Source organism: Cyclobacterium sediminis, assembly GCF_054781075.1.
On the sequence record NZ_BAAGVC010000011.1, the window covers coordinates 58799 to 74077 of the forward strand.

Here is a 15279-nt window from a genome sequence, read left to right on the forward strand (position 1 = left end):
CAAGTATCTTAAAAGAACTTGTACCTATAATCTTTTACTCCGGCAAGCTCTTCCATTGCCATCATTATCATATAAGCAGTTCTTTGAGAAGCACTCGCTGTAATTTCATTTTGGTAACGGGTGTAATCAGCTATTTCAGTCGCCGGTATTATGCTATTAAGCTTGGCTACGATCACTCCTATATCTTCGGATATAGGCTCTGTCATATCTCCTGAGTTTTGAAGACCAAAGACTGCGCCAATTGCTTTAGGGGCAAAACCAATGCCTGGCAACACACTCGCGTTCATCTTCAAATCAGGAGTTGTCCCAATAGAAGCATCAGGATAAATTTCTTTAATGGCCTCTAATGTCTCCAATCCTTTGATTTTTTCTTTTATTATTTCTGCCTTCTTCTCATTTCTCAAGGCGATAGTGGCTTGTGCCCTAATTTCAGGGTTTTGTATTGTTCCCTCTCCTTCCTCAGTCATTCCCGTCAATAACGCAACAACATAGGCGTCATCCAACTCAAAGACAGTGGATACTTTTCCAATGGAAGCATCATTGAATGCCCATCTCACGATTTCCCTAGCAGAGGCCATATTGTTTAGCGTCCTTGCATTGGCTCCCACATTATTGGCAACCAATACCTGGTAATTCTCGGTACTTGCATTTTCTTCAAATGAAGCTGCATCATCAGAATTGGCTGCAAAGAAATCTGCATTTCTGAAAATATCATTTCTGGTAATATCACTGGCAATAAGCTCTAGCTCAAGAACAGCTACTTTTTGATGCTTGGTCTGAGGCAATTCGGTAACCTTGATGATATGGTATCCATATTCCGTTTCCACCAATTTATTAATTACACCAAGAGATTTGGTAGCAAAAACGGCATCAGCAAATTCGGTAACAAAATTATCTTTAAAAAACCATCCAAGATCACCTCCTCGTTGGGCTGTTCCGTCTTGCCCGTATTGAGCAGCTGCCACCTCGAAGTTTCCGGTTTCATTCACCTCATCCAAAACTTCTTGAGCTCTGGCTTTCACTTCTGCTTTGGCATCCTCATCCATTCCTTCAGTACTCAAAAGAATATGACTGGCTCTCATTCTGGCCGGACCTTCATAGCTATCTGTAATTTTATAACTCACATAACTTGAATTATTACTCAAGAACGGCCCATATACTACGCCTACTTCAGGATCATCCACGTTGTTAGTGAAATTAACAGGCAATGGATCTCCGGGATTAACCGTAACAAATGGATTGGCTGCTTCTGAATTTCTAATTACAAATGCAGAATCTGATGGTGTCTCTTTTAGCTCTACTGTTAAATTGTTAATCGTTTCCAAGGTTGTGGCGGAATCTTCAGCACTTGGCTGTAAGGGGAAGCGAACATACTTAACGCTTCTACTTTCTTCCACTTTATATTTATCTTGGTTTTCATTAATAAAAGACTTTATCTCTCCCTCTGAAAGAGAAACAACAGAATCAGACACTGCATAGTACGGAATTTGAATATGACTAACATCCGCGATGGTATTGGCCATTTTGTGTTGCATTTTGGCTTCCACAGAAGTAGCATACTCGGAAGTAGCCAACATATTGTCATATTTGATTCTTAATCTGGAGTCTGCAAACAACTGTTCTTGTTGCGCCCAAAACATTTGTTGTTGTGGATCGGCAGATTCTAGGGATTGAAGAAAGGTGATCAACTGAGACCTATCAAATTCACCTGTTTCCGGATTTGTTAATTGTCTTCTTAGTTCTCCGATGATGTTTTTACCTTGAACCATATCAACAAGCTCTTCATCAGAAACCTCTAGGCCTAACTCTTCATATTGTTGGGCAAATATTTTTTCAACAATAAGCGCTTGCCATGCTTGGTCTCTGATACTTGAAAGTTCATTCTCAGAAGGGGTTCTCCCAGTGTTTTGCTGAAAACTGAGTTTGGTTTGTTCAATTTTCTGAACATACTCTTCGTAGGAAATGTCTTCTCCTGCAATTTCGCCAACAGTCGTTCTGCTGGATCCCAATAACATTGAGTTGGGTCCTAAAAGGTCACCTCCTACTAAAAAGAATATAAGTCCTACAGCGATCACACCGATCGCAAGACCTGTTCTTTGTCTAATTTCTTTAATTAATGCCATTCTCCTATTTTTTGAAGTGTCGCAAAATAATTACATATAGTGGTAAATTCAAAATATTACCGCATCTATAAATAAAGTATTTCTACAACGTTGATTATTCTATCTTAATTTTTACTGTATCTATTCGATGATCTTGCTTGGAAACGATGGTAAAAGTAAAAGGTCCATAGCTAACAAATTCTCCTTTTTGAGGAATACTTTCTGTCAAGGAGAGTATAAATCCCGCCAGTGTTTCAAACTCTCCTTCAGGCAAATTCCATTCATATTTTTCATTCAGGTAATCAATTTCATGTCTAGCGCTGAGCAGATACTCTCCATCAGCTACTTTTTGATCAATTAAATCATCGTTATCATATTCATCTTCTATCTCTCCAAAAATCTCCTCTATGATATCTTCCATGCTCACTATCCCACTTGTACCCCCAAACTCATCCACTACCAAGGCAAGGCTCTTCCGCTCTTTTATAAATTGAACCAATAATTCATTGGCCAAAGCAGATTCGGGAACAATAATGATAGGGGTCAAAATGTCTTCTATCTCTTTGGGCTTTTTGAATAGCTCAAGGTGATGACAATAACCTATTACATCATCAATGGTTTCTTTATAAATAATAATTTTTGAATGCCCACTTTCTACAAACAATTCTCTTAAATCGGAAATAGGGTCTTCCACCTCCATCGCCACTATATCTGTTCGCGGGACCATGCATTCTCTAACCTTTACTTTTTTAAAGTCTACAGCATTGTCAAAAATTTTGGCATCAATGTCAATATCCTCCCCTTTGGTGTCCATATAGTTTTGGATAAAACTATTTAGATCTGTGATGGTATAGGCAGGTTTATCATCATTATAGTCCAGATTAAGCACCTTAACGATAACAAATTTAGACAGCCCTACTACCACCCAAACTACCGGATACATCAAATAGTAAATCACAGCAAATGGCAAAGAGAAAAAGGCAAGCAACCTATTGGGATTCAGTATAAAAATACTCTTTGGAATAAATTCTGCAGTAACCAATACAATCAGGGTAGACAATATGGTTTGAACAATCATAATCCCTGCTTGCGTATTGATCGCTTCGGGTAAAAACAAACTCAAAGGTGGCTCTAATAAATAGGCCATAAAAATACCATAAAGCACCAAACTAATGGTGTTTCCCATCAAGGAAGTACCAATAAACTGTCCGGGATTCTGGATAAACCCGGCTAAAATTTTCCCGGAAAACTTACCTTGTTTTCCCTGAAGCTCTATCTGCAAACGGTTGGCTGACACAAAGGCAATTTCCATTCCTGAAAACAAAGCAGAAAAAAACAGACTGATGAGTACTAAAAGTAAATAATTACTGTCCATTAATTTTTCTTGCGTTTACTTTTATGCTTACCCGGTTTTTTTTCTTCCGGCTTTGACTCTTCCATTTTATTCCTTTGGTACATGTGCCAAAATAAAAGCACTATAGCAAACATGAAAAGTGGATAAGAAGCCACGATTCCTGCCTTTATGGTTAAATGAGCTCCTATCACCACCAAGGCGGCTGCTAGAGATAATAAAACTGCACTACTTATTTTCATTTTATTATTTTAAAGAACATTATCTATTACGCCCGACACCTTTGTAAACTTATACTGATTAAACCCTTCATCAGCTTCCATTCCTGTACCTTTGATAATTCGGTCAGGCTCTTCCACTGTAACGAATTTTTCAGTATAGATTTTCTTTTTGTTTTTGTCCCAAAACAGCTCTTCGGAATTTAATTTCTGTTCTTTTTCAATGTTATGTACCTGCACATCACCTTCCCCTCTATAAATATTGGTTTTTCTTTCCATATAGCCTCTATCGGCGCGAATGGTTGTGCTTAATTCACCTTCCTTATCGTAGAAATGAATGACTATCCCATCAGGAAATTCCGCATCACCATTTCTAAATTCCAGCTGCGTGTCGGCCATTAACTTGGTCCTTACAATCGCCGAGTCACTGTGAAGAAGTTCAACCTCATAACTTGTCCGGTAAGGGCCTTCATAGGTAGCCAATTGGGTTTTATCCACATCCTCTCTGCAGGCAACACTACCCAATACAGCCACAGCAAACCACAGACATCTAAAACCTGTACTTGTTGCACTAATTTTAGTCACCTTTCCAAAGATTTGACGGCACAAATATCGAATGCTCAAACTATTACTAAACATAATTTCCCTACAAAGGTAAGGACATTTTGGGAGGAATTTTATTTTTTCAAGGTGGATTATCCATGACCACTCATAAGTCTTACCTAAAATTGAGGTAATCGGCGAAAAACATCCGGCAAATAGATTAAGGGTTTTTAACCGGAAACATACAACAGCTCTTCTATTTAGGACAAAATTGCTTCAAGGAGCCGGATTTCCTTGTGATTTAACACCCGCTGAGAAAGTTCCGGACAGCCATCCTGAATCCTCTAACATAAGAATGGTTTAACAAAAAAGTGTCTTGTGATTACCATAGAATCACAATGCGTCGATAGGGTTAAATAAAAAAAGACGGTAATTATACCGTCTTTTTTTATTCTATGATTGGATAATAATTTTATACTTAATCTCTGGAAGCTAAAGTAACCGTCTGGCCTACCCAGCAACCGGTGTTGATGGTTTGACCTACCTGGTATCCTTCTGTAAACAACTCCTCCTTAGAAGGGAACCTTGCTTTGGCATTGGCCATGCCTTTGCTGTCTCCTGCCACTGCGTAGGCATTGTAAGCCGCGATAAAGATAGAATAATCTTTTACTCTACTTTGACCTCCTTTACAGATGGATGCAGATGACATAATTAAACCTCCTACGAATGAGTAGGCATCACTTTTTAACTCTTCATTTAGCTCAGCTGCCTTCAATGCGGAAGATCTGGCTTGACCTCTACGACCTAGGTTCGCATGAACCTTAGCCATATCCCATTGGATTTCAGCTCTTTCCTCGTCAGTACTTGCCAAAGTTAAGGCTTTTTCGAAAAGCTCACCAGCTTTCTCATATTCTTGGTTCTGCATGTATCGCATACCCCTTACCTGAGAAGTGGTAAAAGTAGGATTGTCGTTGTCTATGGTTTCAAGTGCCATTAGGAAAACATCACTACTTGTACATTTTTGTTTAATTGCGTACTGAAATATTTGTTTTGCCAACTTTAGGTTGGTAGGATCTTCAGCCAATTTAGGTCCCATATTCTTCTCGATAAAATCACAATTGATAATTTCCATGGCATTTAACAACTGATCGAGGGTACCTCTTGAAGTTGTAACATCACTTCCTGCGGCTTCATCTTCATCAAGCTTACTCATGATGAATTCATATTTCTCAATAACTTCTTCCGGAGAATAAGCTTTATTGTACATGAAATTCCTGTAGACTGCATCAAAATAGGCTGCATTCAGTTGAGAAGGATCTAATTTCCCATGAATATCTATTGCTTTTTCGAAAAGGTCAGTAACAATTCCAATCTTCTCCTTATTGCCTTTATAGTATCTATAGGCGTAATAAGCTTTATTTACGATCCATTGAGGCTCGTTATCATAAAGCTCTTTTCTCAAATCATAAATGGTTAAGACAGAATCTTGATAGGTACTAATCTCTGCCTCGTCTGTGGCCTGCTTGGAAGCACCATCATAGACTGTTACACCATTAATATAAAGGGCCTCATTTAAATCGGGAACATTGACAAGCAACCAATTCAAGGGAGCTTTAGCCTTTATAAAATCTTCCGAATTCATGTAATCATTATACGCAGCGTTTAGCTCTCTTGCTTTTTGTTCCATTTCTGGATCATCCGGAAAATTCCATCCGTCTTGCGCTTGAGCTAGTCCAACCATGAGGAAGGACAAACATCCGATAATTGCAATTTTAATTTTCATGTTTGTCAACATCATTCAAATACTTTTTTGTAAAACCAACTGTTGTCATTTATTGATAACCCTAAAGAAACTTTTATATAATTTTCTCTAACTAATCCATCATTTACTGTTCCTCTTGTTCCTGCCTTCAATGCCAAATTCAATAGGGATAGACTGTATATCGGAATTGAAGTACCAAAATTAATGCCAATATCATCCACATTATTTTGATTCACCTGAAAAGGTAGTCGTTCGTATTCAATCCCTGCCCTAATTGTAGACCTGCTCAGCAAACTTTCAAGAGAAAAGGCATTGGGTATATATTGCCCACCAATTGAAATTTTATAGGCTTTTCCCATATTTTCGCTTGATGAAGAAGCATTAAAAGCCTGATAGGTGGAAAAATCCTGAAATTGGGCTTCAACACCAACCGCAAATTTATTAATTTTTTCATAAGTTACACCATACCCTAGCTTTGCAGGTATGAAAACACTTCCGGAAATATTATCAGCGATAACGTCTCCCACACTATTTGGTATGCTAGCTTGGCCAGATTCTGCCATTTTCGCAAATTCACTTCCATTAACGTTACCAAATACCTGATAAATGGCACCCACATTTAGATATTGTTGGTTACCTAATGGTTGGGCATAATATATCCCACCTTTAAATACTACATCACTAAAGGTAAGTCTTTCGTAATATTCTGAAGAAATACCTACTGCATTTAGGTCGGCATCCAAAAGGTTTAATTGATTGGTTCGTATGGTGGAACCGAAGGTATAAGCTCCTTCTACGCCCAAACTTAAATTTTTGTATACCTGAAAACCACTCTGTAAATAAACCTGGCTCAAACCTCCTGTCCCAACGATGGTGTTATTGGATATTAAGTCTGTATTGACTACCGGAGAATTGACCGTAATATTATAATCCACTCCGGTCAATTGGTTGAGACCAATACCCATGGTGAACTTTCGGGGGATTAAGGGAAAGGACATGGCCACATAGCTTAAGCCTCCGCCATCCAAATCTTCCGAAGACAACTCCGTTGCCGCAGTCAATTTATTATAATTGAAAGCAGCTTGAAAACCGAAAGCTCCATTTTTTACAGAAACCGCAGGATTGACATGGTTTACGCTGTAGCTATTTCCAAAGCTCACGCCCATTCCTCCCATTCCTTGGTTCTGGGTGAGTCCAGAATTATTGAACACACCGATACCTAAAGAACTATAGGTAGAAGATGAAAACTGACCGTAACTGATATGGTGGATAGCAAAACATCCCATGAATAAAATCAGGGTTGCTACATGTATTTTATTTTTCAACATTGTATATTAAGATTCTGTCCAATCCGTACAGGACCAAATTGGGGATTACAAATATGTGGTCTTTTATTAAGCTTTCAAAGATTTCTGCATCTCCACCACAAATAAAGACCTCTACATGACCAAATTCCTCCCTGTATCGCTGAATAAAACCTTTTATTTCTTCTGCTATTCCGTGGTAAGTTCCTGAAGCCATACAAGAGACTGTATCGGTACCTAAATAAGGAATCTCCTGGTTTTGAACATTTATTAGCGGTAATCTGGCAGTGAATTCATGCATTGCTCTAGCTCTCATTTTCAGTCCCGGAGAAATAGCACCTCCCAAATAAATATTTTTTTTATTTAAGAAATCATAGGTAATGCAAGTCCCCATATCAATGACTAAAATATTCTCTTCGCCTTTAAAGGCCTTGGCGCCAATTACACCAGCCAACCTATCAAGACCAAGCGTCTGTGGAGTCTTGTAGGAATTTGTGATTTCAAGGGGCGTTTCATGATCAAAATACAAGAATGGAAAGGAAAAGGTCTCTTTCAATTCTTTTAAAGACAAATTAACCGAGGTAATCAATACCCTGTCTCCCTTATCAGGCATGAGGTATTCATTGCATTTATGCAGCTTCCAAAACCAATTAGCCTCTAATAGAGTCCCATTTTCAAAAAGCCCGGTTTTTATGCGTGAGTTACCTATATCGACAACCCAATGTCTTTGTTTCATAACCTGTAAGTAATCTACTTCAAAATTAGTCATTTTACTTTGGAGGCTGGTGTGTGATCTGTTATTTTTAGGTCAAGTTTTTCTTTATTTAACAAACTTTAACCCATGGGACCGCAAAGTACTTATACCATCATAGGCCTAATGTCCGGCACATCCGGGGATGGGCTTGACATTGCTTGCTGCGATTTTTACAAAAATGAGTTCTGGGATTTTAAAATCATCAAGGCAGAAACCATCCCTTTTCCTCCTGAAATAGAACAATCGCTAAAAGAAGCCCATTTGTTAACTGCAGCAGAATTAGAAGGTCTTGACATGAAATTTGGACAATGGATGGGGCAAACATGCGCAGAATTTTGTCATCAATACAAGTTAAACCCCCTGGCTATTGCATCACACGGCCATACAGTTTTCCATAGACCGGAAATAAATATGACCAAACAAATTGGAAATGGTTATGCCCTAAGCGAAAGCTCCGGTTTACCTGTCATCAATGATTTCAGAAAATTGGATGTGTTTTTGGGAGGTCAAGGCGCTCCATTGGTTCCTATTGGCGATGCTCAACTTTTCCAAGAATTTGATTTTGCCCTTAATTTGGGAGGAATAGCCAATATTTCAATGGATGATAATGGAGAAAGGCTCGCCTTTGATACCTGCCCTTTCAATTTACTTTTCAATTACTACGCGTTGATGTTAGGTAAACCTTTTGATGAAGGTGGAGAATTTGCAAAATCTGGACTTGTGATTCCGGAGATTCTTGAAGCTTTGGAAGGACTACCTTTTTATAAACAAAAAGGTGCCAAATCGCTGGCAAGAGAAAATATAACAGATGACTATTTACCTGTTTTGGGTCAGACTGCTCAATCCCCCCAGGACATTTTGGCTACCTTATCCGAACATTTTGCAAATTGTATTGCAAGAGAGATTTTAGACCATACCATAGCCTCATCAATGCATCAAAAATTATTGGTAACAGGAGGAGGGGCTTACAATACCTTTTTTATTCAGAGGCTCGAAAGTAAAATTAAGTCTAAAGTAAAGATAGTAATTCCAGAAAAGCAGATAATAGATTTTAAAGAGGCATTGGTATTTGCCTTTTTGGGTTTACTTCGGCTTCGTAACGAAAACAACTGCTTGGCTTCGGTCACAGGAGCCTCAAGAGACAATTGTGGTGGCACTGTCTTTGGGTTCTTCAATAAAAATTGAACTTTAGAAATCAACACATGAGAGAATTACTAAAAAAGTTTGAGAACCTCCATCCGGAAATTGTTTTTGAATGGAATGACAGTGAAACGGAAGCTGAAGGTTGGTTAGTCATCAATAGTCTAAGAGGTGGAGCAGCTTGGGGTGATACCAGAATGAAGCCTGGACTCGATAAAAACGAAGTGATCCGATTGGCCAAAAACACAGCAATAAAAAACACTATTTCAGGTCCGGCTATTGGCGGGGCAAAATCCGGGATAAATTTTGATCCTTCAGATCCCAGAAAAGCAGGCGTTCTGGAGCGTTGGTTCAAAGCAGTCTCTCCGATTTTAAAAAGCTACTATGGCACAAGTGCCGGAATAAACATCGATGAAAACAGTGAATTATTACCCTTATCCGAGGAGTTTGGTCTTTGGCACCCTCAAGAAGGCATAGTGAACGCTTTAAACAAAAAAGGGGAAGCTGAAAAAATCAGAAAAATTGGTCAGTTAAGGCTTGGACTATCAAAAATTGTTGAAAATCCTCACTATTTACCTATTACTACCAAAAAATTTCAAATAAGGGATGTGATAACAGGTTTTGGCCTTTCTGAGGCTGTACTACATTATTATAAAATTTGGGGAGGTAGTCCCTCAGGAAAGAAGGCCATTATTCAGGGCTGGGGAAATGTAGGCGCTGCGGCTGCTTATTTTCTAGCTCAAAAAGGAGTGCATATCATTGGGGTCTTATCATTAGAAGGGGCGATTATAGAAAAGGTTGGGATAGCACCGGAGACCATTACCTCCCTCTTTTTAAATAAGGAAAACAATAAACTGGTAAGTGACCGGCTAATCCCTTATGAAGAGGCGAAAGATCAACTTTGGGACTTGCCTGCAGAAATTTTTATTCCTGCCGCCAAATCAAGACTGGTTCAAAAAGAGCACCTAAAAAAATTAATCAATGGAGGACTAGAGTTAATTGTTTGTGGTGCCAATTTCCCCTTTGTTGAAAACGATACATTCCTTGGACCGGTCACTAAAATGGCCGATGACAAAATTGCACTTATCCCTGATTTTATATCAAATGCAGGTTTGGCACGAATAGCCGCCTATTTGATGTCTGATAAAGCTCAGATCACAGATGAGGCGATGTTTCAGGATGTGAGTAAAACCGTTTATAAAGCACTTAAAAAATGCCACACTTTTAATCCGAAAAAGACTAAAATCGCACAAACAGCATTGGAAATAGCCCTTCATAAATTAAAATGACAAATACAGTATCCCGTAATTCATTAATAAAATCAGGTTTTTTAACCAGTTCCAAGAATTTATTTGGTTACTAATCCACAAATTAGCTAGTTTAGGGAATTAAAGAAAAACTACTAAAATTCTCCAACAATAATCAAAACCCCTAACTTATCAATCTTTACATAAAAAATATAAGTGAATGAAGAAATATATAGCTTCATGGCTCCTATTCATTGGGCTAATAAGCGTATGCATACCTGCACATTTACAAGCCCAGGATATAACAACTAACCAGTATATCGCTCAAGCAGATCAACACGATACTAACGAAGCCTCCCAAGATCACATTTTGCATACAGAGGCTTCTGCCGAACATGAGACTGAGCATCATCACGCACCAACCTGGCTGGTTATTCCTTTTGTTGTACTACTACTAATGATAGCTACCGGGCCATTATTTTACGAAAGTTTTTGGCACCACAACTATCCTAAAATAGCTGTTGGTCTGGCCGTATTGGTTGTGCTCTATTATTTATTTGTTTTAGGCAATGTCCATAATCCGGTCCATGCCTTGGCAGAGTATGTCCAATTTATATCCTTATTGGCTTCTTTGTTTATTGCCTCCGGAGGAATCTTAATTAATGTGGATAAAAAGTCTACCCCTTTGGCAAATGTTCTCTTGCTACTTACAGGTGCTTTGATATCCAATCTAATTGGCACTACCGGTGCCTCCATGTTATTGATCAGGCCTTTTATCCGACTGAATAAAAACAACATTCAAGCTTACCATATCATATTTTTCATCTTTATGGTAAGTAATATAGGTGGCTCACTTACTCCCATTGGAGACCCTCCTTTATTTCTCGGGTTTTTAAAAGGGGTTCCTTTCTTTTGGACACTTGCCCACAATTGGCCCGCTTGGATATTAGCATTGATCATTTTAGCTGTACTGTTTTATTTCGTGGATCGAAAATTCGGAAGTAATGGAGACGGAGTGGTTCTCGAAGAGCAAACGCAATACAGCAATAAAATATCCTTAAAAGGAACGAAAAACTTTCTTTGGCTTTTGGTAATCATCATTTCAGTATTCTTGGATCCCAATGTCCTAGAATGGGTGCCTGCCATACATTATGATGGACAGAAATTCAGTTTTCTTCGAGAAGCTATCATGCTATCTGTAGCTTACTTCTCCTACAAATTTGCAGATCAGGAAGCCTTGTCCGGAAATGAATTCAACTTTGAACCAATTAGAGAAGTCGCGTTTATATTCATCGGCATATTTGGAACCATGATGCCGGCCCTTGAGCTGGTAGGTGCTTTTGCTCAATCTGAAGAGGGCTCAGCTTTAATAACACACAATACCTTGTATTGGGGTACAGGAATCCTTTCCGGCTTCTTAGACAATGCGCCTACCTACTTGAATTTCTTGGCTGCTGCCATGGCATCTCAAGGAGCTGATATAAATATCATCCATGAGGTCAAGGACTTTGCTTTGAACAATTATATAAACTCTGCTTTTGAATTGATGGCCATTTCTATCGCCTCTGTCTTCTTTGGGGCAATGACCTATATTGGCAATGGACCCAATTTTATGGTGAAATCAATTGCCGAACAAAGCGGAATAAAGATGCCTTCCTTTTTTGGATACATATTGAGGTTTTCAATTCCAATCTTGCTCCCAATCCTATTCATTACCTGGCTGGTATTCTTTGCTTTTGTTTAAAACCAAAACAAACAGTAGGTTTTACCTGAGGTTATGAATCTACTTCAATTCAACGTTTAAATTTATTACCCTACCTTTTGAAAGGTAGGGTAATAAAAATAACCTGATTATTTTGGCGATGGGAAGCCCCTTTAAAACTCTTATTGCTGAATTGAATTCAAATCAAGGGTAGATCACGGATGAAATTGAAGGGATATTATAAGGTATAGGGCCGAATAAAGCATTTTACTTTCCCTTAGAATTATTAAACCAAAACAACTCTTAATTCACCGAGGGTGAAAAAGATAAAAGGCCATTCAGGATTTCCTAAATGGCCTTTTATTATAATATAATCAGATTATATCAATTCTGCTACCACTTTTAATTTAGTCCCCGGAAGAAACCAGACTTTTTGATCCCCGGACAAGGAATAAGAATCAATAGATTCATCTTCTATAGCAATTTTCCCTTCTACCGTTGACTTGTAAAAAAGATTATTGACTACAGAGAGAATAATTATTTCCACAACCTTTCCCGACTGTTTTTTAACTTCAATCCGTTTGATATCTCCCTTTTCACCAGGCTTGAGCCGGTGTATCAAAAGACCTTGTGTCTCCTCGGTTTCATAGGATGCAGCCAATGCTGCTTTGTTGATATCCGCTTGGAAAAAGAAATCCAGTTCCTGTCTCCAAGTCAAACTATCCAAGACAAATTTCACCGATTCAGTTTCATCATTAAAGCGAATTTCTTTGTGGACTTCCGCAGCGCCAAGCTTTTCGATATTTTCTTCTAAGAAATCGGAAAGTGGAAAGTAGGCTTCAATCTGTGTAGGATTAGCAAACACCACTTTTTCCTCATCACTGCAAGAAACCAAACAGCCCAGCGTTAGAAAAAGACACAATACTTTTTGGCAATTGCCCATGGTAATTAACCTTTCAGAAGAACGTCTCCGGTCATTTCGCTTGGTTTGTCTACACCAATTAATTGAAGAATTGTTGGCGCCAAGTCTCCTAATTTACCGTCATTTACCTGTAACTGGTCATGTTTATCTACCATGATGCAAGGCACAAGGTTGGTGGTATGAGCTGTATTGGGTGTGCCATCTTCATTAAGCATGACATCACTATTGCCATGATCGGCTATAACAATAATGGTATAATCATTGGCAAGGGCTGCTTCAATTACTGAAGAAGCACATTCATCTACTGCCTCACAGGCCTTTACTGCCGCATCAAAGACCCCCGTATGACCTACCATGTCTGCATTGGCAAAATTCAAACAAATAAAATCAGCTTCTTTTTTGGGAAGTTCCTGGTTGATCTTTTTTGCAATCTCAAAGGCCGACATTTCCGGTTGCAAATCATAAGTAGCCACTTTAGGACTATTGCACAATATTCGGTTTTCCCCTTCAAATTCTTGTTCTCTACCTCCGGAAAAGAAGAATGTTACATGCGGGTACTTTTCGGTTTCGGCAATTCTGATTTGCTTTTTATTATTTCTTTCGAGAACTTCTCCTAAGGTATTTTTGAGGTTATCCTTTTCAAAAACTACTCCTATATCTTTGTATTTCTCGTCATACCTACTAAAAGTGACATAATCGAGATCAAGCTTTTTCATGTTGTAATCAGGAAAATCTCTTTGTGTCAATACTTCGGTAATCTCTCTACCCCTATCTGTTCTAAAATTAAAACATATTACGGTATCTCCTTCTTCTATGGACGCCAAAGGTTTGCCTTCCTCATCCACTTGAATGATGGGTCTTATGAATTCATCCGTCACCCCATTGGCATAGGATTTCCGAATTGCAGACAACATGTCTTTGGATTTTTCACCTTCACCGTTGACCATGGCATCATATGCCAATTTGACTCTTTCCCATCGGCTATCCCTATCCATGGCATAATACCTACCAACAATAGAAGCCACTTTCCCTGCGGAATTTTCACAATGATTTTTAAGGTCTTCCAGAAACCTTAAGCCGGATTTTGGATCAGTATCCCTTCCATCGGTAAAGGCATGTATAAATACATTTTCATCCAAACCATTGGCCTTGGCAGCATCACATAGCCCTTTTAGATGGTAAATGTGCGCATGCACCCCCCCGTCAGATACCAGCCCGAGAAAATGGACTTTTTTACCATTGGCTTTGGCTTTAGCAAATGCTTCTTTTAATACCGGGTGATCATTTAAATCCCCATCTTTTACTGCATTATTTATTTTAACCAAGTCCTGGTAAACCACCCTACCGGCTCCGATATTCATGTGACCAACCTCTGAATTGCCCATTTGGCCTTCAGGCAGACCTACTGCCAAACCTGAAGCTTCTAATTTAGAATGAGGGTATTTTTCAAATAAACTGTCGATAAAAGGCGTTTTGGCTTTATCAATAGCAGAAACTTCCGGATTAGGAGCAATACCCCATCCATCTAGTATCATCAATAAAACTTTTTTATCCATGTCTTTTTCTATTGGTTTCTATCAAATAAAATTCCGAAAGAAGCACTGTATTTGCACCTAAAATTCATTAGTATACGCATTCCAGTAATTCATCCATTACCACGCAAATATAAGACAATTAAAGATAGAGGTCAGCAAATTGAGGAATATTATCCATGAGGGATGGTCAAAAATAAACCTTGTAAAATTTCCTTAAACAAAATTTCATTTTACTGATATATTGGTCTGGAATTTGATAGAGATTTGAAATGTTACGCTTTAATTCAAAATTTTTACTTCTAGGTGTTTTCTTATTTGCCCATTTATTTGTAGGCTTGGCACAAGAGAAAAATGCATCACTCATCACCGCATTTCAAAAGGGTTCGAGTAAAGCCCTTTCTTCTTTTTTAGGCAAAATGGTTGAAATCCGATTTGACAATAACAAGAAAGATTTCTCAAAAAATCAGGCAGAAATTGTTCTGGCCAAATTTTTCAAGAACCAACCGGCAAGGAGTTTTAAATTACAAAAAGAAAAAAAAATTGATGCTAAAAACAGCTTTCTAATAGGTACTTACACTTCTGTCAACAATCAATATAGTGTATTGATTAAGGGCAAAGAACAAGATAACGGAAGATGGCTGGTAAATAGTCTTGATTTTGTTAAGAAATAAATTATCCTGTTGGTAGGAAATATTTTCT

13 protein-coding genes are annotated in these 15279 nt (G+C 38.4%); 4 read left to right on the forward strand and 9 right to left on the reverse strand.

What is annotated here, in order from left to right; all coding sequences use genetic code 11:
- Positions 1-8: 8 nt before the first annotated feature.
- From ACYVHJ_RS13265 to ACYVHJ_RS13295, 7 genes are all read right to left on the reverse strand, one after another.
- Complete coding sequence (locus ACYVHJ_RS13265; RefSeq protein ID WP_339903702.1) at positions 9-2123, reverse strand: SurA N-terminal domain-containing protein; 2115 nt, start codon at positions 2121-2123, stop codon at positions 9-11.
- Positions 2124-2217: 94 nt separating this feature from the next.
- Positions 2218-3477 (reverse strand): hemolysin family protein, encoded by a 1260-nt coding sequence (locus ACYVHJ_RS13270; protein WP_303613006.1) that lies wholly within the window; start codon positions 3475-3477, stop codon positions 2218-2220.
- A complete protein-coding gene (locus ACYVHJ_RS13275) occupies positions 3477-3695 on the reverse strand; it encodes a hypothetical protein (RefSeq protein WP_303613007.1) in 219 nt (72 codons plus the stop codon). Before ACYVHJ_RS13275 ends, ACYVHJ_RS13270 begins: the two co-directional genes overlap by 1 nt.
- A 9-nt stretch (positions 3696-3704) precedes the next feature.
- Positions 3705-4310 carry an LptA/OstA family protein gene (lptC, locus tag ACYVHJ_RS13280; RefSeq protein WP_460515523.1) on the reverse strand — a complete coding sequence of 202 codons (606 nt, stop codon included), beginning with the start codon at positions 4308-4310 and terminating at the stop codon, positions 3705-3707.
- 382 nt (positions 4311-4692) lie between these two features.
- Positions 4693-5997 (reverse strand): tetratricopeptide repeat protein, encoded by a 1305-nt coding sequence (locus ACYVHJ_RS13285; protein WP_339903704.1) that lies wholly within the window; start codon positions 5995-5997, stop codon positions 4693-4695.
- A gap of 11 nt (positions 5998-6008) precedes the next feature.
- Positions 6009-7304, reverse strand: a complete 1296-nt coding sequence (locus ACYVHJ_RS13290; RefSeq protein WP_339903705.1) for a hypothetical protein — start codon at positions 7302-7304, stop codon at positions 6009-6011.
- Positions 7291-8016 carry a type III pantothenate kinase gene (locus tag ACYVHJ_RS13295; RefSeq protein WP_460515527.1) on the reverse strand — a complete coding sequence of 242 codons (726 nt, stop codon included), beginning with the start codon at positions 8014-8016 and terminating at the stop codon, positions 7291-7293. Before ACYVHJ_RS13295 ends, ACYVHJ_RS13290 begins: the two co-directional genes overlap by 14 nt.
- A gap of 105 nt (positions 8017-8121) precedes the next feature.
- Here ACYVHJ_RS13295 and ACYVHJ_RS13300 point away from each other — a divergent pair, with 105 nt between their 5' ends.
- From ACYVHJ_RS13300 to ACYVHJ_RS13310, 3 genes are all read left to right on the forward strand, one after another.
- Positions 8122-9219, forward strand: a complete 1098-nt coding sequence (locus tag ACYVHJ_RS13300; protein WP_460515529.1) for an anhydro-N-acetylmuramic acid kinase — start codon at positions 8122-8124, stop codon at positions 9217-9219.
- Between the two features lie 17 nt (positions 9220-9236).
- A complete protein-coding gene (locus tag ACYVHJ_RS13305) occupies positions 9237-10463 on the forward strand; it encodes a Glu/Leu/Phe/Val dehydrogenase (protein WP_460515531.1) in 1227 nt (408 codons plus the stop codon).
- A 178-nt stretch (positions 10464-10641) separates the two neighbouring features.
- Positions 10642-12165 (forward strand): sodium:proton antiporter, encoded by a 1524-nt coding sequence (locus ACYVHJ_RS13310; protein ID WP_460515533.1) that lies wholly within the window; start codon positions 10642-10644, stop codon positions 12163-12165.
- 337 nt (positions 12166-12502) lie between these two features.
- Here ACYVHJ_RS13310 and ACYVHJ_RS13315 read toward each other — a convergent pair whose 3' ends face one another.
- Both ACYVHJ_RS13315 and gpmI read right to left on the reverse strand, forming a co-directional pair.
- Positions 12503-13066, reverse strand: coding sequence for a hypothetical protein (locus ACYVHJ_RS13315; protein WP_339901547.1), 564 nt, complete (start codon positions 13064-13066; stop codon positions 12503-12505).
- 5 nt (positions 13067-13071) lie between these two features.
- Positions 13072-14601, reverse strand: coding sequence for a 2,3-bisphosphoglycerate-independent phosphoglycerate mutase (gene gpmI / locus ACYVHJ_RS13320; protein WP_339901549.1), 1530 nt, complete (start codon positions 14599-14601; stop codon positions 13072-13074).
- 248 nt (positions 14602-14849) lie between these two features.
- Here gpmI and ACYVHJ_RS13325 point away from each other — a divergent pair, with 248 nt between their 5' ends.
- Positions 14850-15251 (forward strand): DUF4783 domain-containing protein, encoded by a 402-nt coding sequence (locus ACYVHJ_RS13325; protein WP_339901551.1) that lies wholly within the window; start codon positions 14850-14852, stop codon positions 15249-15251.
- Positions 15252-15279 lie beyond the last annotated feature (28 nt).